23 protein-coding genes and 1 pseudogene are annotated in these 20860 nt (G+C 40.3%); 4 read left to right on the top strand and 20 right to left on the bottom strand.

The genetic code is table 11. The features are described 5' to 3' along the window. Window positions 1-118: 118 nt before the first annotated feature. The 4 genes from AOT11_RS14545 to AOT11_RS14515 all read right to left on the bottom strand — a co-directional run bounded on the left by AOT11_RS14545 (window position 119) and on the right by AOT11_RS14515 (window position 3040). The gene (locus tag AOT11_RS14545) at window positions 119-505 is read right to left on the bottom strand and encodes a tautomerase family protein (RefSeq protein ID WP_000260420.1); all 387 of its coding nucleotides are present in this window, start codon (window positions 503-505) and stop codon (window positions 119-121) included. Window positions 506-653: 148 nt separating this feature from the next. Then, window positions 654-1121, bottom strand: coding sequence for a hypothetical protein (locus tag AOT11_RS14540; RefSeq protein ID WP_017420818.1), 468 nt, complete (start codon window positions 1119-1121; stop codon window positions 654-656). 1095 nt (window positions 1122-2216) lie between these two features. Beyond that, window positions 2217-2624, bottom strand: coding sequence for a hypothetical protein (locus AOT11_RS14520; RefSeq protein ID WP_026130484.1), 408 nt, complete (start codon window positions 2622-2624; stop codon window positions 2217-2219). A gap of 152 nt (window positions 2625-2776) precedes the next feature. Continuing rightward, window positions 2777-3040, bottom strand: coding sequence for a hypothetical protein (locus AOT11_RS14515; protein ID WP_017420785.1), 264 nt, complete (start codon window positions 3038-3040; stop codon window positions 2777-2779). Window positions 3041-3778: 738 nt separating this feature from the next. Here AOT11_RS14515 and AOT11_RS14500 point away from each other — a divergent pair. Together AOT11_RS14500 and AOT11_RS14495 are read left to right on the top strand one after the other, a co-directional pair. Continuing rightward, a complete protein-coding gene (locus AOT11_RS14500; protein WP_011080384.1) occupies window positions 3779-4021 on the top strand; it encodes a type II toxin-antitoxin system ParD family antitoxin in 243 nt (80 codons plus the stop codon). Next, entirely contained in the window at window positions 4018-4317 is a 300-nt protein-coding gene (locus AOT11_RS14495; protein WP_017420621.1) for a type II toxin-antitoxin system RelE/ParE family toxin, read from the top strand. The genes AOT11_RS14500 and AOT11_RS14495 overlap by 4 nt, the downstream gene beginning before the upstream one ends. Before the next feature lie 123 nt (window positions 4318-4440). On the opposite strand, the gene AOT11_RS14490 is transcribed toward AOT11_RS14495, so the two are convergent. The 7 genes from AOT11_RS14490 to AOT11_RS14420 form a co-directional block, all read right to left on the bottom strand. Further along, window positions 4441-5397 (bottom strand): hypothetical protein, encoded by a 957-nt coding sequence (locus tag AOT11_RS14490; protein ID WP_017420620.1) that lies wholly within the window; start codon window positions 5395-5397, stop codon window positions 4441-4443. 151 nt (window positions 5398-5548) lie between these two features. Further along, a complete protein-coding gene (locus tag AOT11_RS14480; protein ID WP_017420618.1) occupies window positions 5549-6016 on the bottom strand; it encodes an NUDIX domain-containing protein in 468 nt (155 codons plus the stop codon). A gap of 2578 nt (window positions 6017-8594) precedes the next feature. Next, entirely contained in the window at window positions 8595-8864 is a 270-nt protein-coding gene (locus AOT11_RS14445; RefSeq protein ID WP_026050329.1) for a Txe/YoeB family addiction module toxin, read from the bottom strand. Then, window positions 8857-9111 carry a type II toxin-antitoxin system Phd/YefM family antitoxin gene (locus AOT11_RS14440; RefSeq protein WP_017420636.1) on the bottom strand — a complete coding sequence of 85 codons (255 nt, stop codon included), beginning with the start codon at window positions 9109-9111 and terminating at the stop codon, window positions 8857-8859. Before AOT11_RS14440 ends, AOT11_RS14445 begins: the two co-directional genes overlap by 8 nt. 210 nt (window positions 9112-9321) lie before the next feature. Beyond that, complete coding sequence (locus AOT11_RS14430; RefSeq protein ID WP_026050328.1) at window positions 9322-9642, bottom strand: hypothetical protein; 321 nt, start codon at window positions 9640-9642, stop codon at window positions 9322-9324. Between the two features lie 458 nt (window positions 9643-10100). Beyond that, window positions 10101-10541, bottom strand: coding sequence for a hypothetical protein (locus AOT11_RS14425; protein WP_017420638.1), 441 nt, complete (start codon window positions 10539-10541; stop codon window positions 10101-10103). Window positions 10542-10998: 457 nt separating this feature from the next. Further along, entirely contained in the window at window positions 10999-11871 is an 873-nt protein-coding gene (locus AOT11_RS14420; protein ID WP_017428724.1) for a hypothetical protein, read from the bottom strand. A gap of 250 nt (window positions 11872-12121) precedes the next feature. On the opposite strand from AOT11_RS14420, the gene AOT11_RS14410 reads away from it, so the two are divergent. After that, window positions 12122-12484, top strand: a complete 363-nt coding sequence (locus AOT11_RS14410) for a VOC family protein (RefSeq protein ID WP_017420640.1) — start codon at window positions 12122-12124, stop codon at window positions 12482-12484. A gap of 2031 nt (window positions 12485-14515) precedes the next feature. On the opposite strand, the gene AOT11_RS14385 is transcribed toward AOT11_RS14410, so the two are convergent. The 5 genes from AOT11_RS14385 to AOT11_RS14355 form a co-directional block, all read right to left on the bottom strand. Continuing rightward, window positions 14516-15226 carry a helix-turn-helix domain-containing protein gene (locus AOT11_RS14385; RefSeq protein ID WP_223848399.1) on the bottom strand — a complete coding sequence of 237 codons (711 nt, stop codon included), beginning with the start codon at window positions 15224-15226 and terminating at the stop codon, window positions 14516-14518. After that, window positions 15227-15376, bottom strand: a complete 150-nt coding sequence (locus AOT11_RS23540; protein ID WP_155523002.1) for a hypothetical protein — start codon at window positions 15374-15376, stop codon at window positions 15227-15229. 376 nt (window positions 15377-15752) lie between these two features. After that, window positions 15753-16334, bottom strand: coding sequence for a hypothetical protein (locus tag AOT11_RS14375; protein ID WP_017428752.1), 582 nt, complete (start codon window positions 16332-16334; stop codon window positions 15753-15755). 174 nt (window positions 16335-16508) lie between these two features. Beyond that, window positions 16509-16859, bottom strand: a complete 351-nt coding sequence (locus tag AOT11_RS14365) for a hypothetical protein (protein WP_017420684.1) — start codon at window positions 16857-16859, stop codon at window positions 16509-16511. A 224-nt stretch (window positions 16860-17083) separates the two neighbouring features. Then, complete coding sequence (locus AOT11_RS14355) at window positions 17084-17431, bottom strand: DUF3024 domain-containing protein (protein ID WP_026050375.1); 348 nt, start codon at window positions 17429-17431, stop codon at window positions 17084-17086. 309 nt (window positions 17432-17740) lie between these two features. On the opposite strand from AOT11_RS14355, the pseudogene AOT11_RS24130 reads away from it, so the two are divergent. Continuing rightward, window positions 17741-18065 (top strand): annotated as a pseudogene (locus tag AOT11_RS24130) (hypothetical protein). A gap of 185 nt (window positions 18066-18250) precedes the next feature. Here the strand turns inward: AOT11_RS24130 and AOT11_RS14335 are convergent. The 4 genes from AOT11_RS14335 to AOT11_RS14315 all read right to left on the bottom strand — a co-directional run bounded on the left by AOT11_RS14335 (window position 18251) and on the right by AOT11_RS14315 (window position 20650). Continuing rightward, window positions 18251-18619: a hypothetical protein gene (locus tag AOT11_RS14335; RefSeq protein ID WP_017420678.1), complete on the bottom strand. Its 369-nt coding sequence runs from the start codon at window positions 18617-18619 to the stop codon at window positions 18251-18253. Between the two features lie 155 nt (window positions 18620-18774). Continuing rightward, complete coding sequence (locus AOT11_RS14325; protein WP_017420676.1) at window positions 18775-19194, bottom strand: GNAT family N-acetyltransferase; 420 nt, start codon at window positions 19192-19194, stop codon at window positions 18775-18777. Between the two features lie 97 nt (window positions 19195-19291). Beyond that, complete coding sequence (locus AOT11_RS14320; RefSeq protein WP_017420675.1) at window positions 19292-20077, bottom strand: hypothetical protein; 786 nt, start codon at window positions 20075-20077, stop codon at window positions 19292-19294. Window positions 20078-20227: 150 nt separating this feature from the next. Continuing rightward, entirely contained in the window at window positions 20228-20650 is a 423-nt protein-coding gene (locus AOT11_RS14315) for a VOC family protein (protein WP_004744059.1), read from the bottom strand. Window positions 20651-20860 lie beyond the last annotated feature (210 nt).

Raw genomic sequence — 20860 nt, 5'->3', positions numbered from 1 at the left:
ATAACGCTGCGTTAAGGGGTGAGTGCCGCCTAAACCAAGCTTCTGCAGACCACTTTCACCACAAAAATCACCGCAAACTAAAAATGCCACGCGGCATGAATCCCACTTAAACGCCTTGTTATACGTGGATTTTGTAGGTTAAGTCGGCGACTTCGTCACCTGTAATGCCTCTGAAACCCCAACAATGGGAAGGCTGCTCTTTAATTGTGATTTCAATATCAACGGGGGAAATGCCTAATCGAGATTCAATGTTACTAAAAAGCGCTTTGATCAATGCCTTTTTCGTTTCTACTTTGCGACCTTCCATCATGTTTACTTCAATCACCGTGTAGGCATCAGTGCGACCACTAGGATAGTAAAAATCACTTTTATCAAGCGGAATAAACCTGTGAGCTCGTTTATCCTCGGGCAAGCCTAGAGCTTGAGTCATTGAGTTCTGAATCACATCGGACAACTCAGCTTTAATTGGATTCAAATGATCTTTTATTCCGTATATGACGACCACGATTTCTCCTTAAACGTATAACGCCGCATTAAGTGGTGAGCAACGCAGACCACCGCACCTAAAGTATTGTGCCGTAAACACTTAAGCCGAAGCAAACTGAAAATGCCAAGCGTTGGGAATCCGTCTTAAATGCTTTGTTATGTATTTTTTAACTCCGAAGCTTATATAGATCCTTATCTCCTTGGCACTTAAAGAAACGTGCGAAGGCAAAGAATGCTATCGCACATGCATAAGCTAGAAGAGATTTGGTCATTGGTAACTTTTCATCCAATAAGAAGCCAGAAGCTATACCAGAAAACAGAAGCGCATAAAAAAGCATAAATATCATGTACATGTAATACATGAATAAAGAGACTGAAAGAAACACCTTATTTTCAGAAAACTTATAATCGTAAGGTGAGCTCATTGCTTCATTGATTTTTGGTTTAGCTGCTGAAAAGCCGGAATTTATCAACTTTGCTAGTCTTATCACCTTCGGGCTGAATATAACAAAAGCCAAGAAGTAGACAACGCTCAGTAAGGTTATAAATACTAACAAAGCGTTAGCTAACCACCCCAGCTTAGCTTGCTCTAACAACTGAAGAAGTTGTATCAATGAACCCAATAGATCTGGCATCTTTCTCCTCCTGATACATAACGCCGCGTTAAGGGGTGAGTGCCGCCTAAACCAAGTTTCCGCAGACCACTTTCACCACCAAAACTCACCGCATACTAAAAATGCCACGCGGCATGAATCCCTCTTAAACGCCTTGTTATGTTTAAGGCTCAAAGGGTTAAGTTTTGCGATACCAAGAGCTTAACTCGAGTTACCTTTAAAAACCAAAATCAGACGCTAAAAAGCTGAATTAACTCATAAATTTGATTCTAATGATTTTGATTTTTAGCGTGAGAAACCGAAAGCTGGAGCTCAAACTTTGAAACTAAGACGCTTTATTCGACTCACAAACGCACTGAGCTTTAATGAGGCAACTCTCAGAATTTTTCGCGCCCACGAATTGGAGTCCAGAAACCAGCGACCACCGAAAGCCAACTTGCCGACAAGACCAAAATTGGAAATGCGAAGGAACAAAGAAAAGATGCAACCGGCTGATTTTACGTGATTAAACATAACGCTGCGTTAAGGGGTGAATGCCGCATAAACCAACTTTCCGCAGACCATTTTCACCACCAAAACTCACTGCAAACCAAAAATGCCACGCGGCATGAATCCCTCTTAAACGCCTTGTTATGCTTAAGCTTCAATGGCTTACGTTTTACTAAAAACAAGATTAACTCGACTTTGATTTACAAACAAAAACCAAAACGTAGAAAACTGAAATGAATCATAGTTTTGATATTCAGGTTCGGGATTTTGGCAAATCCATTTTGAAGTTTGAAAACCTAGAAATGGATTTCTGATTGAGCCAACCGCCCTAACCTCGCGCTTACCCAAGAATTGAATGAGGCAATTCTCTGAATTTCCAGCGCCAAAGAATAAGTGTCCGAAAAACAGCGCTCACAAAAGCCAACTTGCCGACAAACACAAAAATGAAAAGCCGAGGGAACAAAGAAAAACCATAAACCACTGATTTTACGTGATTAAGCATAACGCTGCGTTAAGGGGTGAGTGCCGCACAAACCAACCTTCCGCATACCACTTTCATCACCAAAACCAACCGCAAACCAAAAATGCCACGCGGCATGAATCCCGCTTAAACGCCTTGTTATGTAGCTAGTCACCGCCACCAAAATCAAGAAAGTTTACTCCACCGGAACTATCTAAAGTCGTGTTCGTAACTTTACATTTTGGTGCCGAATTTACCTCTGCATATAACAGGTAACTTTCAAACGAAGGAACTTCCGACACGTTAAATAAGAGCTCACCAACAGACTTTTGAAACTCTAACAAGTCGCCTAAGTCTTCTTGTAACTCGATAGCCAACTCATTGCTGTATGGCAGCAACATGCCGTAAGAAACTGACTTATAAAACTGGTCATCACTGCGCTTAATCTCGCTCAATGCCCAACTAATTTCCTGAAAAGAATAAACGGGCTTTTTCCCAAACTTGGCACACAGTTTCGGAGCCACATCTTTAGCTACTGACTGAACATAAGACTTTTTATTCAAAAAGTTAAGCACACCGAATCTCCTTGCTACATAACGCCCAATTAAGGGGTGAGCAACGCTACCACCCAAACCTAAAGCATTGTGCCATAAACACTAAACTTGAAGTAGAAGCAAAAATACCAAGCGTTGGGAATCCCTCTTAAATTGTTTGTTATGTGCCGTGGTTAGTGTTTTTCACAATCCTTTTTGTCTTTGAACAGATTAGTTAGTGCCGCTGCTTCTGTTCTTTCTAGGTCTTGATAAGCATCGAAAACATCACCATTTTTGTACCCAAGAAAGCACAGCCCACCTTGAATAATTAGGGTAAAAAATGACACAACTAGAATCAGAAATGGAATGACACCAAACATATCAAGAGACAGTAAAAGTGAAGACAATGCTATAGCCACCACTGAAATCACCACTTTAACCTTGCTGCTAAAAAACATAACACCCTCTAAAATATGAAATTTTAGCCATTCTATAAGTTAATGGTTGCACATAATGTTTGTCGCTTCACATGAAAGGCACATAACGCCGCGTTAAGGGGTGAATGCCGCACAAACCAACTTCCCGCAAGCCATTTTCACCACCAAAATCACCGCAAACCAAAAATGCCACGCGGCGTGAATCCCGCTTAAACGCCTTGTTATGCTTAAGCTTCAATGGGTTACGTTTTCTGGAAACAAGATTAACTCGACTTTGATTCGCAAAAAAAAGCCAAAAACCAAAAAACTGAAATGACTCATGATTTTGAAAATCAGACTTTGAACTTTGGCAGCTAAAACGAAAAAAGCTAAGTTCAAGTTGCTGATTGAGCCAGCTGCCCTAACCTTGCACTTGCCCAAAATTTGATTGAGGCAACTCTCAGAATTTTTAGCGCCAAAGAATAAGTGTCCGGAAAACAGCGCTCAAAAAAGCCAACTTGCCGATAAACTCGAAACCAACCAGCCGAGGGAGCAAAGAAAAACCATAAACCACTGTTTTAAAATGATTAAGCATAACGCCGCGTTAAGGGGCGCAGGCACGCACTACAAACGTTACCGCATCACACCCTAACCACTAAATAAACTGCAAGCCAAAAATGCCACGCGTGCCAAGTCCCACTTGAACGCTTTGTTATGCGCCTTGCATCCAAGCTCAACTAATACCATAATTAGGTATCTATTGGTACTAAGGACTAAGTTATGGCTAAGAACACTAGTATTACTTTGGGTGACCATTTTGACGGTTTTATTGCTAATCAAATCCAAAGCGGCCGCTATGGCTCTGCAAGTGAAGTTATTCGTTCTGCTTTACGTTTACTTGAAACCCAAGAAACTAAAATGAACACTTTACGCCAGTTGCTTGTTGAGGGCGAAGAAAGTGGAGTTGCGGATTATGACCTTGATTCGTTTATCAATGAGTTAGATAGCGAAGAGAGAAAATGAGACCATTTCAGTTAACTAACAAGGCGAAATCTGATTTAAGAGATATAGCCTTGTTTACCTCTCGACGTTGGGGTCGCGAACAGCGAAATATTTATCTAAAACAGTTTGATGACTCATTTTGGCTGTTAGCCGAAAATCCTGACATTGGTAAAGCCTGTGACGAAATTCGCGATGGCTACAGAAAGTTTCCACAAGGAAGCCACGTAATATTTTATCGTCAGATCGGCAGTCAAAATATTGAGATTATCCGTATCCTTCACAAAAGCATGGATGTGAATCCAATTTTGGGCGCATAACGCCCAATTAAGGTGTGAAGCACGCTACCACTACACTCAGATTGAACGCCGTAATCACTAAACTAGACCCAAACCAAAAATGCCAAGCGTGCTGAATCACTCTTAAATTGTTTGTTATATGGCTTACCCTAAAGATAATAATTTTGTTATCCAGTCAGCTAACTTATAGATAACCTCTAAGGTCGCATCAAATTTGTCGACCGCTGTCATAAACGTTGCGATGACAAGTAAAAAAGTTAAAAACAACATCCTGTTCTGGATACTGACTTGTGTCTTTTGAATTTCTTTTTGATGCTCTTCGTTTCGTATATTTTCTTTGGTCTGAGTAAAGTAATGAATACCTTTGCCTTTCATTTTGTATAGAGGGTTAGAGTCATTGGCATGACTGACTCTGACAATTTCTCCATCTTCTACACATGCTTCCAAGATCCAATCAAGCGATTGTGAAAATTTCCTGTGAAGCTCATAGTCAAATATGCTTTTTTGACCCAAAAACAGTTCAACTAAATCACTTTTATTAAACGTCCCTTTGGTTAAAAACTTATCACTAGACATGAGGCACTCGTATATTTCGTACTTCGAGCGCAAAGGTGTACGCAGCCTTTTAGAAATACGCCAAGAACGAAACTTTTGACGAACCTTTGAAAAGAAAATACCCATGTACATTAGGCGCAATTTGCGCCATAAAACCATTTGTACAAGCTTAGCTGGTGTACAGTGGGTGTTTTCGTCTCTCCAATAGCCTAAGTAATATGTAACATCAATGCGAGCATGTTTCAGTGCAGCTTCTGATACAAAGCATTCAGTAGTCTGGTTGTCATCTAAGAACCTGTAGCCCTTAATCAATTTATTAGCTTGCAGTCCATTTTTTAGAGGGATAAACCTATATAGTAATCTCTGACTCCCTACTCGTTCTTTGGACATTGAATTTAACTGTTCTACTGTCCCTTGAGGGAAATATACATTGGTCTCATAAAAATCATTGTTCTTTGCAGCTTCGCTAGAAAGCGAGAACCGGCTTGGACAAGCATTCTTGGCAAAATAAGCCAAAGCCCAAAACTTTATTCGTTCAGTTATCAAAAAAACTCCTAACTTTGATTGCCATATAACGCCTTGTTAAGGTGTGAGGCACGCAATGCCGATGCCTCCGCATACCACCTTAACCACTAAAACTAACGCATAGTAAAAATGCCACGCGTGCCGAATCACTCTTGAACAATTTGTTAGCTTTCTAGCCAACGAAGTACGCTGAATCATTTTCTGCAAATAAACAATCCAACGGGTAAGGCAGCTCAAGCCTTGGCATATTACCTTTTGAAAACCATTTAAGGCATACCGTTTCATCATCGAGTGCGGATTGAGAACAACTTTCTACTACACATTTGAACATGATAACTGTGTATTCAACTTGATCACCATTTGGGTATGTAAAACTAAAACCCTCACCGCCGAATACACCAAGTAGGCGATCTACTTTTACAGCCAAACCTGTTTCCTCGCGAACTTCCCTGATCAATGCTTGCACTGGCGACTCTTGAGGTTCAATCATTCCGGCAGGAAGGCTCCATGTGCCATCTGATTTTTGCTGAAGTAGTAGCTCTTTATTTTCATTTAAAATGACACCCGCAACGCCGGGGATAAGAAGTGGCATCGTTCCAATCTTAGAACGAACCTCTTTGATATAGTCACTTGCGCTCAATTTTCCTCCTTGAAAGCTAACGCCGCGTTAAGGGGTGAATGCCGCATAAACCAAGCTTCTGCAGACCACTTTCACCACCAAAAATCACCGCAAACAAAAAATGCCACGCGGCATGAATCCCGCTTAAACGCCTTGTTATGTTTAAGGCTCAAAGGGTTAAGTTTGCGATACCAATAGCTTAACTCGACTTACCTTTGCAAACCAAAACCAGACGCTAAAAAGCTGAATTAAATCATAAATTTGATTGTGCTAACTTTGAGTTTTAACGTGAGAAACAGAAAACTAGAGCTCAAACTTTGAAACTAAGACGCTTTATTCGACTCACAAACGCACTGAGCTTTAATGAGGCAACTCTCAGAATTTTTAGCGCCCACGAATTGGAGTCCAGAAAACAGCGACCACCGAAAGCCAGCTTGCCGACAAGGCCAAAATTAGAAAGCAAAAAAATCTGCAACCAACTGATTTTACGTGACTAAACATAACGCCGCATTAAGGGGTGAACAACGCAAACCACCCAGCCTAAACCATTGTGCCGTAAACACTAAAGCTAGTTCAAACCAAAACTGCCTAGCGTTGTGAATCCCTCTTGAATGCTTTGTTAGTTGCCAAGCCCAAGGCTAGGATTTGGAGTTTATTACCGCTTTGCCGACACCGTTTTTACGTGCTTTGAAAAACTAATATCAGGCGCAGATTCAAAGCACCTGTCACTGAAACCACTTGGAACATACAGCGCCGTAGAAAACGGGCTAACAACACCAACAAGCTCCTTTGAACAGACAATGTTACAGAGCTAACTTTCAACACATAAATCGGTTTCTGAAACAGTAAACCCAAACCACAAAAATAACCGAAGCGTGATTTTAACAAACCCAAAAGCTTTAAACTGAAATACAAAGCCGGGGAAAGCACGTGGACAGTAGCCTTAAACATTCTGGCTTTAGCTACGTTTTTCTCGTTGGCAACTAACGCCGCGTTAAGGGGTGAATGCCGCACAAACCAACTTCCCGCAAGCCATTTTCACCACAAAACGCTCTGCAAACCAAAAATGCCACGCGGCATGAATCCCTCTTGAACGCCTTGTTATGCTTAAGCTTCAATGGGTTACGTTTTTCTGGAAACAAGATTAACTCGACTTTGATTCAGAAACAAAAGCCAAAACTTAGAAAACCGAAATGACTCATAGTTTTGATATTCAAGTTCGGAATTTTGGCAGATCTAGTTTGAAGTTTGAAACCTAGACATGGATTTCTGATAGAGCCAACCGTTCTAACCTCGCGCTTACCCGAAAATTGATTGAGGCAACTCTCTGAATTTTCAGCGCCAAAGAATAAGTGTCCGAAAAACAGCGCTCAAAAAAGCCGGTTTGCCAACAAACACAAAACTGAAAAGCCGAGGGAACAAAGAAAAACCATAAACCACTGATTTTATGTGATTAAGCATAACGCTGCGTTAAGGGGTGAGTGCCGCCTAAACCAACCTTCCGCAGACCACTTTCACCACCAAAACTCGCCGCATACCAAAAATGCCACGCGGCATGAATCCCGCTTAAACGCCTTGTTATGCTTAAGCTTCAATGGGTTACGTTTTCTGGAAACAAGATTAACTCAACTTTGATTTACAAACAAAAACCAAAACGTAGAAAACCGAAATAACTCATGATTTTGAAAATCAGACTTCGAAATTTAGCTGCTGATACTCAAAAACCTAAGATCAAATTGCTGATTGAGCCAACCGCCCTAACCTCGCGCTTACCCAAAAATCGATTGAGGCAATTACCTGAATTTCCAGCGCCAAAGAATTGATGTCCGAAAAACAGCGCTCAAAAAAGCCGACTTGCCGACAAACACAAAACTGAAAAGCTAAGGGAGCAAAGAAAACCATAACCCACTGATTTTACGTAATTAAGCATAACGCCTTGTTAAGGGGTGAGCAACGCAATACCGATGCTGCCGCATACCACCCTAATCACTAAAACCAACGCATATTAAAAATGCCACGCGTTGCGAATCCCTCTTGAACAATTTGTTATGTGAACATGCAAAGTCAGTACCCAATATCTAGAATCAAAAGCAACGTTAATATAAAAGGAGGCCAGTACCATATGCTCCCTTTCCATTTACGAACTACTAAAGTTTGATACAACAAAGCGACAATAAATACTAGTTCTAGAAAAAGCTGGAAAGGAAAGAGCAACAATGAGTAAACCATCCCATATCCAGGAGCTTGACCTGCTTCACTAGGGTTACTCATTACACCGGCGATAAAGTGCTCGAAATACAAGTAAATGAAATGGTTCAGTGTTAGTGCAACTAAAACAAACCTCACAATGCTCACGCTCCAAGTTTATGATTTGAAATAGTATTTGTTCCAGTTCAGAAACTGTCGAGCATCATATTTTCATAAACTCGACATCAATCTCAGTTTTGTTCACATAACGCCCAATTAAGGGGTGAACAACGCTACCACCCACACTTAAAGCATTCTGCCATAAACACTAAATTTGAAGTAGAAGAAAAAATGCCAAGCGTTGTGAATCCCTCTTAAATTGCTTGTTAGATGCCAGATCGCTGAACCTAATTTAGTAGTGGTAACGACATGAAATTATCGTTATCGCTTGATCATCGACTGCATAAACAAGCCTATTCGTATCATCAATACGACGAGACCAAAAACCAGATAAGTTCTCTTTTAACGGCTCTGGTTTACCGATGCCATCAAATGGAGAGCGCTTAACATCATTGATGAGTTTATTGATGCGCTTGAGTGTTTTCTTGTCTTGAGTTTGCCAATACAGGTAGTCATCCCAAGCATCATCAGTCCACGATAATAAACGTTGACTACTACTCATCAATTAACTCTCGTGCTGTTGTTTTACCAGCACGGTACTGTGCTATCGAACGGTTTAGGTGTTCAGCGTTTTTAGGAGAGCGTAGTAAATGAACTGTTTCCATAAGGCTATTGTAGTAGTCTAAAGACATAACCACTGCATCCTCAGAATCACGGCGTGTAATAACTGTTGTATCAGCATCATTAACTACACCATCTAAAACAGCTTTGAGGCCATTTCTAGCTTCAGTAAAAGATACGATTCTCATAAGAACCTCCACATGTACATTTAATGGAACAAGTATAGTCCTCTTCACTTTACTTGTACAGTAAATTGAACATGCAATATTGATAAGGCAACTAACGCTGCGTTAAGGGGTGAATGCCGCCTAAACCAACTTTCCGCAGACCACTTTCACCACCAAAACTCACCGCATACCAAAAATGCCACGCGGCATGAATCCCTCTTAAACGCCTTGTTATGTGTTTGAACCTATTGATTCAGCAATAAGTCTGTTCATGCGGTCCTTAACCGATTTATTAGGCCATGGCTCAGCCAAAACCCAAATTGGAACGGATAAGCCAGCTTTTGTATGCGAGTAAACTATATACAACAACACTGTGGTATCTGTTGGCTCTAAATTATTGAGTTTTAGCGATGTATTAACAGCTTCTAGATATAGACCATTTTCCATCTGTCTTGCATACATTTCATTGAGTTCGTTCCATTCTTTTATCGGCTCAGCAGCAAGACAGTTTAGAGAAAGTAGACACAAGAAAAGATTGATGAATTTTGTCATAGATTCCTTTACACATAACGCCGTTGTAACCGGCAAAAAATTGTTGGCTATAATTTGCGAGGCACGCGCAAAGCCAACAAGTTTTTTGTCCGCGTTGACGACCTTGTTATGCGTTTACACACCAATTTAAAAGCGCTTGCGCCTGCACCAATAAGCCAAACTTAAAATTAAAAAACACCCACCGAACCAAAAATTACAAAGAAGCGCACGACTGGTGAATGATGATTCTGGTCACAGTTTCAATTGAAAAGTGAAAAGCCAAGACCAACATAAAACTTAATTACGCCACTGTACCCAAAAGCTTATTTGAAGAAAAGACTTGAGGTAAAAACCGCTGTAAAGATAGCGGCTTAAAGTGACGCATAACGCCCCATTCAGGGGCTTTTAATTGTTGGCTAAAATAACGAACGCAGTGAGGGAAAGCCAACTGTTAAAAGTCCCGTCACTGTAATGGCTTGTTAGGTAACTTTTTTCTCGCCTGTAATCTTAATTAAAGCCGTAGCGATGATTAATTCTAAAAATGCGAATATCATCTGCATAGACGAAAAAATACCGCTCTGAATATGTAAAGGCGCTTCACCTCTAGGAAATGGTTTTGTTAAATGAATAAAGTAAAAAAAGTTAATGCCTCCATAGATCACAACTAAGGCTAAAACTAATAGATATTTACCTTTAGTTGCTGAAAAGATATGCATTAAATTTCCGTTATTGTGAACAGGGGTCGTTTCGTTGCACATTTTAACTAGAGGGAATGCTAATCCTATTACAAAAACTTGAGGAATGAAAATAGCAGCTTCAGAAAGCTCAATACTGAAGTGACTGCAAAGGTTTATAAAAACAGTCGTACAAAAGCCCAAAAGTGCTAAGCCGGAAAATATGCGAAGGGTTGAAGTTTTCATAGTTACCTAACGCCGTTGTAACCGGCAAAAAAATGTTGGCTAAAATGTGGAGCGAAGCGTAACAGCCAACAGTTTTTTGTCCGCGTTTACGACCTTGTTATGCGTTAACACACTAATTTAAAAGCGCTTGCGCCTGCACCAGTAAGTCAAACTTAAAATTAAAAAACACCCACCAAACTCAAAATTGCAAAGAAGCGTTTGGCTGGTGAATGATGATTCTGGTCACAGCTTAAATTGAAAAGCGAAAAGCCAAGACCAACATAAAACTTAATTACGCCACTGTACCTAAAAGCTAATTTGAAGAAAAGACTTGAGGTAAAAACTGTTACAAAGACAGCGAGTTAAAGTGACGCATAACGCCGCATTAAGGTGTGAGCGGCGCTTGGCTATACTTGAGCGAAGCGAAAAACGCCAAGCGTTGCGAATCACTCTTAAATGCTTTGTTAAATGGCTTGAACTACTTATCATTCGCTGATTGCTTCAATGATTGAAGCTCAATTACAACAAATAGACACATCCCTCCAAAAATCAATATAAAGAACAAAAAACCCAACTTAATATATATAGACTTCTTAAGTTCTATGTTTTCAGGAGAAAGTATCGTTAGTTTCTTTCCTTTTAACTTGGGGTATTTCTCATAAATCGAACTAATGTAATTATCTCTATAATCAGAGTCGGGGATCAATTTAAAGTACTTAACATCAGAAAAGTCATAACTATTCACATGTTGCCTTGACATATGTCTTAGGGCGTGAATGGAAGAATTCAGCATTGTCTCGCTTGAATTTGCTTTAATATCCTGACTAAAAGGAAATACAGCCCAGACTGTCATACTTATATTTAAAGGAACTGAGACGTGATTTGAAATTGAAATTATAGAACCACCCCTAGCAGATCTACTGTTAAGGCTAATTTTATCAATAATCTTGTTCCTCATGACATTGTAGTTCTTTAAAGTTATGTTTCCTTGGTGTGAACTTGAATTCAGACTATAGGGGTCATTGTATGATTTAACTTCATTTGAACAACAACGAGGTAGGTCTTGTACCATTGTGATTAACATAGAAAGATAAAAAACCATGATAATAAGAACTAATGAACGACTAAAATTACCTTTATATGTAAGTATCCCTAACGGTTTTACCATCACGATACAAAGAGCTGCTGACAATAAAAACGGGAAACTGGATAAGTAAAAGTGGCGATTAGCCAAAGTGCTAAGCTGCTCACCAAACAACCAATTCACTAGTATTAAGCTACTAAGGGTAAAAAAAACCAGTTTTACAAATGGTATATAGATAGCTTTAGTTTTCTCCGAAAAATTATCCACTTGTACTCCTTTACTATTCTTGTGATACCAAAGCTAAATGCCATTTAACGCCGCGTTAAGGGGTGAATGCCGCATAAACCAAGCTTCCGCAGACCACTTTTACCACCAAGACTCACTGCAAACCAAAAATGCCACGCGGCATGAATCCCTCTTTAACGCCTTGTTATGTGTGTGTTCTACACGCTACTGACAATTTCTGACTCGAGAAAAGTATAGAGTAATCGCCACATTGAACCGTAAGGGATATACCATGATTACTATTGATTCTATCGTGCTTTACGTCGAGAGCATTCAAACAAGCCAAGAGTTTTACGAAAAGATTTTACCCTGCAAGGCTAAGGCGCTTTCACCTACTTTTGTTTCATTTAAATTGCCAGATGGCCCACTATTAGAACTTAAACAACTTGCTCACTGCAATCCGAGTTCAAGCATTACTGGCGGCGGCACAGAAATTTCAATTTTGATTAAAAACAGAGATGCTCTGCATTGCTTGTTCCAAGACTGGAGTAATAAAGGTATTCAGTTCCTGTTGGAGCCAATCGAGCAAATTTACGGCATAACATTTGTTGCGATTGATCCTGACAACCATAGAATTCGCGTATTTGCCGAGTAAACACATAACGCCGCGTTAAGGGGCGCAGGCACGCAATACAAAAGCTACCGCACAGTGCCGTAACCACTAAACCCAACGCAAACTGAAAATGCCACGCGTGCCAAGTCCCTCTTTAACGCTTTGTTATGTTTAAGCTTCAAGGGCTTACGTTTTACAAAAACCAAGATTAACTCAGCTTTGATTCGCAAACAAAAGCCAAGAACTAAAAAACTGAAACGACTCATAGATTTGAAAAACAGACTTTGAATTTCGGCAATCAAGCCCAAAAACCTGTGATCAAAATATTGATTGAGCCAGTCGAACCAACCTCGCGCTTACTCGAAAATCGACTGAGGCAATTCTCTGAATTTCCAGCGCCAAAGAATAGATGTCCAGAAAGCAGCGCCAAATGAAGCCAACTTGCCGACAAACATAAAACTCACAAGCCAAGGGAGCAAAGAAAAATCATAACCCACTGATTTTTAGTGATTAAACATAACGCCGCGTTAAGGGGTGAATGCCGCCTAAACCAAGCTTCAGCAGACCACGTTCACCACAAACATCACCGCAAACTAAAAATGCCACGCGGCATGAATCCCACTTAAACGCTTTGTTATGCTTAAGCTTCAATGACTTACGTTTGACCAGAACCAAGATTAACTCGACTTTGATTTACAAACAAAAGCCAAAACGTAGAAAACCGAAATGAATCATAGTTTTAATAATCAGACTTGGGGTTTTGGCAAATCTAGTTTGGAGTTTAAAATCCTAAAAATGGATTTCTGATTGAGCCAGCCGCCCTAACATCGCACTTGCTCAAAATTTGATTGAGGCAATTCTCTGATTTTCTAGCGCCAAAGAATCAGTGTCCGAAAAACAGCGCTCAAAAAAGCCAACTTGCCGACAAACACCAAACTGAAAAGCTGAGGGAACAAAGAAAACCATAAACCACTGATTTTTACTTGATTAAGCATAACGCTGCGTTAAGGGGCGCAGGCACGCAATACAAAAGCTACCGCATAGTGCCGTAACCACTAAAACCAACGCAAACTGAAAATGCCACGCGTGCCAAGTCCCTCTTTAACGCTTTGTTATGCCCGCTCAACTACTTGTTGAGATACGAATAATTACGCCAAGAATGGATACCGCCAAAGCCAAGATTGATATCCAGATTGAAATACTGAATTTCCTCTCCTGCCTACGCATATCTATCAACATTAGCAAATGGTGATAACACTGAAACCACTCCTTTGAGTAGTCAGAGCTAGCGCCATAAGGCTCTCTATTTCCTTCAGCGGTTTTGGTGTACGGATAGTATGCATATAGCTGCCTGAGCATTGTTTTGAGCTCTTGATGTGAAAGTTCAGACGTCTCAGGGTCGAAAACCTTACACTTGAAGTTATTTACTTCTGCTATTGTCGCCATTCAATAAAATCTCTACCTGATTGTGAGCCCATTAGGGCATAACGCTGCGTTAAGGGGTGAGTGCCGCCTAAACCAACCTTCCGCAGACCACTTTCACCACCAAAACTCGCCGCATACCAAAAATGCCACGCGGCATGAATCCCGCTTAAACGCCTTGTTATGCTTAAGCTTCAATGGGTTACGTTTTCTGGAAACAAGATTAACTCAACTTTGATTTACAAACAAAAACCAAAACGTAGAAAACCGAAATAACTCATGATTTTGAAAATCAGACTTCGAAATTTAGCTGCTGATACTCAAAAACCTAAGATCAAATTGCTGATTGAGCCAACCGCCCTAACCTCGCGCTTACCCAAAAATCGATTGAGGCAATTACCTGAATTTCCAGCGCCAAAGAATTGATGTCCGAAAAACAGCGCTCAAAAAAGCCGACTTGCCGACAAACACAAAACTGAAAAGCTAAGGGAGCAAAGAAAACCATAACCCACTGATTTTACGTAATTAAGCATAACGCCGCATTAAGGTGTGAGCAACGCTACCACGAAACCCGACCATACCACCGTAAACACAAAACCCAACGATTGAATGAAAAATGCCAAGCGTTGGGAATCACTCTTAAATGCTTTGTTAGCTTTGTGCAATAAACTCACTAAGAGCTTTCGTTCCTCTGTGTTTATATACCTCAAGATAACACAGGCGATACACATTGTTTGTACTGTATGCATTGTGCTCGGTAGCAATCGAGTCAATGTGAATAAACTTCATTGCAACAAGTAAAGACAGAGCTGATTTTATATCGTTACGTTGTACAAACGCATATTCTGATATTTTGTCATAACCTAACATTGTGTGATTTGTCAGATCATCTCGGAACGCTACTAGAACTAGATAAATTTTTAGAGCATTCAGCTCCGATTTGCTTCTTAGTTTAAAACTTTTGAATGCCTCCACATGAGATAGATTTTTGTCATATAGCCCTTTCGCAGGCAATTTTGCCCAACCGCTATAATTAAGATAGCCAACCACTTCATATATATTTATTCGCCCTACAGTAGTTCGCTTCACTAAGTCGTAACGCTCAAGCACATTAAGACCTTTCGAAACTTTAGTCCGACTTATGTTTGTTAATTCACAAAGTGCCTCATAGGAAAGACTGACCGTTCCTGCTTCACCATTGAGGAGGCTATTTTGCTCGTTAACATGATGTACTAACACCATGTAGAGCATTAGTGCTGCTATATAGTCTGATTTGTTCTCACCTGACCAAGTCATGTATCTAAGAGGCGAATCACTCGCCTCCACAAATACAGAAGATGGCATTTTCGACCACTCTTTCACTTATTTACCCCCTCTTCCCTCACTAAGCACTGATGAAATAAGGCGCAAAGCAACTAAAACAACCAGTAAAGACAAGCCTGCAATAACTAAGGCTAGTTTCTCTGTCGGCAACCCTAAAACAGAACTAACTACCTCTAAAACACCATCCATAGGACACCTCAAATCAATTTCAATACAAAAATTTTAAATTGGTATGGATATTCTTTCTAGAGACAGTATTTAGAAATACAGATATAAATTCAGGATAATTCCTTTTTATACAGCAACTTAACATATAACACATAGTACACAAAGGGAACCAAACCAGTACATAAAAGACTGTAATAAGGAAGGAAAGCCTGCAATAACGAACGAAAAACGAGCTCAATAGTACATAAACAATGGTTACGATGAAAAGCTAACGCCCGCTTAAGTGGTGAGCAACGCAATACGATGGTTCCGCAAACCACCTAAATCACTAAAATTAACGCATGGTGGAAATGCCACGCGTTGCGAATCCGTCTTAAAGCGTTTGTTAGGCAAAATTTTATCGGAATCTGCCATAACAGATCTCTTCAAATGTACCTATCTCAACCTTGCCTTTTTCAGTAATTTGAACTTGGTGTTGAGCCACGGAACACCAGCCATAAGATTCAACCAACCGCACTTCTCGTTGCACCTCTTGTACATCTAGCCCTAGATTTTCAGCAAATTTGACTAATTCGAATGATGTATCCGAATAAAGAAACAACGTAATTCGCTTGCCGGCTTCCCCTAACTTTGTATACCGGTATAACGGTTGGTTGTCGATTTGCTCTGCAATTTGCTCGGTTAAAGCCTCAAGATCATGGACTCTTCCTTGTAAAGCCCGAACAAAGTTATCTTCATTACTGTAGTCTGATGGTGCATACAGTTTCGTATGATGTTCAGTCACTAGTCGATAAAACACATACAACACTAAACATGGAAACAAAACTAAAAATAGAATTAATATCCACAATAAGCTCACTTCTAAATCTGTTTGAGAAGCAAACAAACCTGCAATCGCATACACAAAGACAAAAGCCAATGCGATAATACCCAACGGATTCTTTGACAACCCTACCGCTGTATTTCCAAAACCACTCAAGAAACAATCCTCATTTTGCCTAACGCCGCGTTAAGGGGTGAATGCCGCATAAACCAACCTTCCGCAGACCACTTTCACCACCAAAACCAACCGCATACCAAAAATGCCAAGCGGCATGAATCCCTCTTAAACGCCTTGTTATACCAATTTTTGGCCAGTCATAAGCAACTTAACTTATAAGCCAAAACCAACTTTTGGTAACTTACGAACTGAGCGAACACCCCATTGTGATAAATCTGGCTTAGGTTGCCCCGTGAAATCACCAAGGCAGATATACCCTCGAGACAGATAACGATAAAGGAAATCTCCACCCTCTAAAGAGCCTCTTCTATCATCACCAAATGGTAATTTTATACGATCTACTCGTAGATCTGAGGCGGCTTTGAAAGCAGGATAAACGCTGGAGTTCACCGAATATGAGCTTAGATCACTTAGAAGTGCTTTATCTGACATTTGCGATGCTGTACGAGTAAAGATCATGATTAGACGTTTCTGCTGTTCTGATGAAACGATGATCATTTCCATATTGGTTTTCCTTTGAAATAAGGAAGTATATAGAAACCAAGCTTCACTCGATAGTGTTTTGAGTTGGAGCTTATTACGATCAATTGGTATAACGCCCTGTTAAGGTGTGAGCAACGCAATACCGATGCTTCCGCATACCACCTTAAACACTAAAATCAACGCATAGTAAAAATGCCACGCGTTGCGAATCACTCTTAAACAGTTTGTTATGTACGTGGTTGGTTCTATCCCCAGAAACACCCATAAGTATCGTCTTCCAATATTTCCAAGAAAGCTTCTAGAAGTTGAATCTCTGGAATTGGCTCATACGAATGCCATTTTTGGTCGGATTTCTTCCAGTAAATTTTCCACGCGTCACGCGACTTATAATATTTGACTTTGGCTACTGGGCACTCCATTTTTTCGGATGGATCATTCCACTTAGGACGTATCTCGAAGATTTCGATAACTTGCCCCTCTAACCGATACCCAATATCAAGTTGGTTGCGGATCTCTTCTGGCGGCCGACAAGAATCAAGGTACTTCTCCACTACCTTTCTATAACGCTGTTGCTCAATTTCTGAAAATGCCATATCTATCACCTAACCCTTTAATTAAGCTAAGTTTACGACCTAATTTCATACGTTGGCTAGGTAAATTTTCGAGAAAGTACATAACGCCCTGCTAAGGGGTGAGCAACGCAATACCGAAGCCGCCGCATACCACCTTAATCACTAAATTCAACGCATAGTAAAAATGCCACGCGTTGCGAATCCCTCTTGAGCAGTTTGTTAGTCGCGAGGCACCGAGCGACAATTTTAAGCCGAACTAAACTTTGCGAACAACAAACTTTATGTGCTTTGATGCATTTAAGTCAGGCGTAGTCTCAAAGCGACTACTCAATGAAACCACTTAGAACAAACAACGCCGTAGAAAACGGACTGACAACACCAAAAAGCGCTTTTGGAAAGCCAATCTCATAGTGCGGACTTTCAACAAGGTCACTGAAACTACGTGGAACTTACCACACCAGAGAAAACGTCATTTCAGCGAGTAAATCGGCTTTTGTACCCAACAAACTCACCGAGCGGAATTACAACCAAAAGCAGACTCTCGATTGCCCTGCTCTGTCAGCACCAAAGAACAGAACAACCGCGAGGACACTTGCAAAACTTTGGACTTAAAACAGCTGAAAATGAGTTTGGACCTACGACGATGAACCAGTGAACCGAACAATCAGCAGCCAAATTTTGAGCTTAAAAACATGATTTTGATTGCTAGCTTTTTCTGGCGACTAACGCCCTGTTAAGGTGTGAGCAACGCAATACCGAAGCTCCCGCATACTGCCTTAAACACCAAACGCAACGCATAGTGAAAATGCCACGCGTTGCGAATCACTCTTAAACAGTTTGTTAGGCTTTTTTTAACAAGTGCTCAAATAGAGATGTTGGTTGGTTCATTTCCTCTAATTTTTCCAAAGCACTATTTGTTGGAAGCATAAAAAATGCGAAGAGTAGAACCAATACATTTACGATAACATTTGCTACTACTATTTTCGTGGGTCTTGCGCCTTCTTTAGCATCGAAAGCAGCAAAAAAGACAAACACTAAAGCACTCGCTGCAAAGCCCGATAATGGATGAGCCCAACCGAATTGGTCCAAAACAACGAACAAGACAACTAAAAAAAGAAACCAGATCGATACCCACTTGGATACTGAAGCAGACTTTTGTTTTAGTTCTTGACCCTCTAGCTCATTTTCAACCCGTGATTTATTCTTCATTTAATTTTCCTTCGTTAATAATTTTACTGTTATAAGCCTAACGCCCTGTTAAGGTGTGAGCAACTCAATACCGAAGCCGCCGCATACCACCTTAAACACTAAAACCAACGCATAGTAAAAATGCCACGCGTTGCGAATCACTCTTAAACAGTTTGTTAGGAGTAAACAGCTTTGTACCAGTCATATTCACTATTACTATCCCAAGAGTATCCAAATTTTGAAAACAAAGCATATGAACATAGCATAGGAATGGTTTTGATAAATGCAGGAGTGTAATCAGACTTAATTCTGGTCTCAGCTCGAACTAATAGCTCACTACCTATCCCACCTCTTCGCCAACTTTCTTCAACGACCAAATTTCTAATTCGAACTTCTTCGCTATCAATTGGCGAGAACTCAATAGCTCCAATCAACTTCTCATCATCGATACACACCAATACAACAGAGTGAGAGATCCCTTTTAAAGCACTCTCTAAGCTCATAGACGATGTGCCTCCAATTTCTTTTCCCCCTTCGAATAAAGCCATTACTTCTTTAATTCGCGGGTCATCAATTTCTAGATACTTAAATTCCAACTTTACTCCTAACGCCGCATTAAGGTGTGAGCAACGCTACCACGAAAACCTAACCATACCACCGTAAACACAAAACCAAACAATGGAATAAAAAATGCTAAGCGTTGGGAATCACTCTTAAATGCTTTGTTAGGGCTTCACTCACGTAGCACAGCAAAACTATCGACTTTAATGAGTTTACTCTATTTCCGTAATCTGTTGACTCACCATGAATTACAGTATGTCTGTTTAATTTGTTAACTTCTGAACTCTCACGTTCTTTCATGTTGAATGCTATAGGTAAGCTCATCATAAATGGACTAAACAGTAACTTTTGGTAGTCGCATAGATCGGCTTCAATTATGTTTTTGCCAAACTGAGATAACTCGCTACCACGGGGGCGCATGAATAAATGCCCCTGAAACTCGCTTGAAACACAGATACCGTCTACTTGAGCAAATGCTGTAGGGACTGTTAATGAATAAAGTTTAGCTTTATGCCCTGCGAAAATATCTCTTATGACGGAACTCCGGTCTGGTTGTCCAGTAATTAGAGTCTGCTCCATACTTTCGAGGTTTGATTCATAATAGTCACACAAAATGCTATCAACTTGCTCAGGATATTCTGAAATTTTCTTAAGCACTTGCTTTTGAATTCGTAGAGGCAAAGACAGACCTACAAACCAACCATTATTAGCTAACGCGATGATAGCCTCTTTAAGTTGATCTTGCTGATTCTCAATATCATTTAATAAATCACGAAGACCCGGAGGAAACAGCTTATCTATCAGCTCAAGCTGCCGGCTTAAAGCAGGAGGAATTATGTTAATAACTGGATTAGTTACCTTTTCAATCCACTCTAGTTGCTTCCAAAAATGAGGGGGGAAGTTACCTAAATTGTCCATATTTACTCCTGAGCCCTAACGCCCAATTAAGGTGTGAAGCACGCAGCCACGATCTTAATTTGACCACCCTAATCACTAAACTTAACCCAAACCAAAAATGCCAAGCGTGCTGAATCACTCTTAAATTGTTTGTTATGCGATTTTCACAACTTACTCATACAAGTACATTTCATCTTCTACGTCAGACAAAAACTCTGTTAATTCCCACTCAAAGCCAGCTTTGTCGAAAAAATACGCCCTTTTTCGATATGCCTCTTCGGGAGCAAAAATACCTCTACGATAGCCTTGTTCAATCAGCCGGCTCTCTATAGCTTCAAGATCATCCACAACCAAGCCAATATGGTTTAGACCGTAGTTTTTATACGTTTTTTGAAAATTTTGGGGAACAAGTGAGTCTAGATGAGGCTCTTGAAGTGCAAAATAGCTTTGCTTGTTGCCCACATGAACCCAACGATGTCTATCTGAAGTTTTAACATCTTTTCGTACATTAAAGTCCGGAGCTACAATAACTAAAAATGCCAATGCAGCGTCAATATCTGGAACTGTAATATTTAAATGCTCGATCCTTGTCATATTCAAATATATCCTTTTTATCAATGAGCTAAAGTATCAACTCAAAGTAACCTAACACCTCAACTTAACCTAAGGTCAAGCTAAAATTTACGCCATCGCATAACGCTGCGTTAAGGGGTGAATGCCGCCTAAACCAGCTTTCCGCAGAACACTTTCACCACAAAAATCACCGCAAACCAAAAATGCCACGCGGCATGAATCCCTCTTAAA

Source organism: Vibrio vulnificus NBRC 15645 = ATCC 27562, from assembly GCF_002224265.1.
Lineage (GTDB): Bacteria > Pseudomonadota > Gammaproteobacteria > Enterobacterales > Vibrionaceae > Vibrio > Vibrio vulnificus.
Note: the sequence above shows the minus strand (reverse complement) of the source record. Positions and strands in the feature narration are given on the sequence as shown.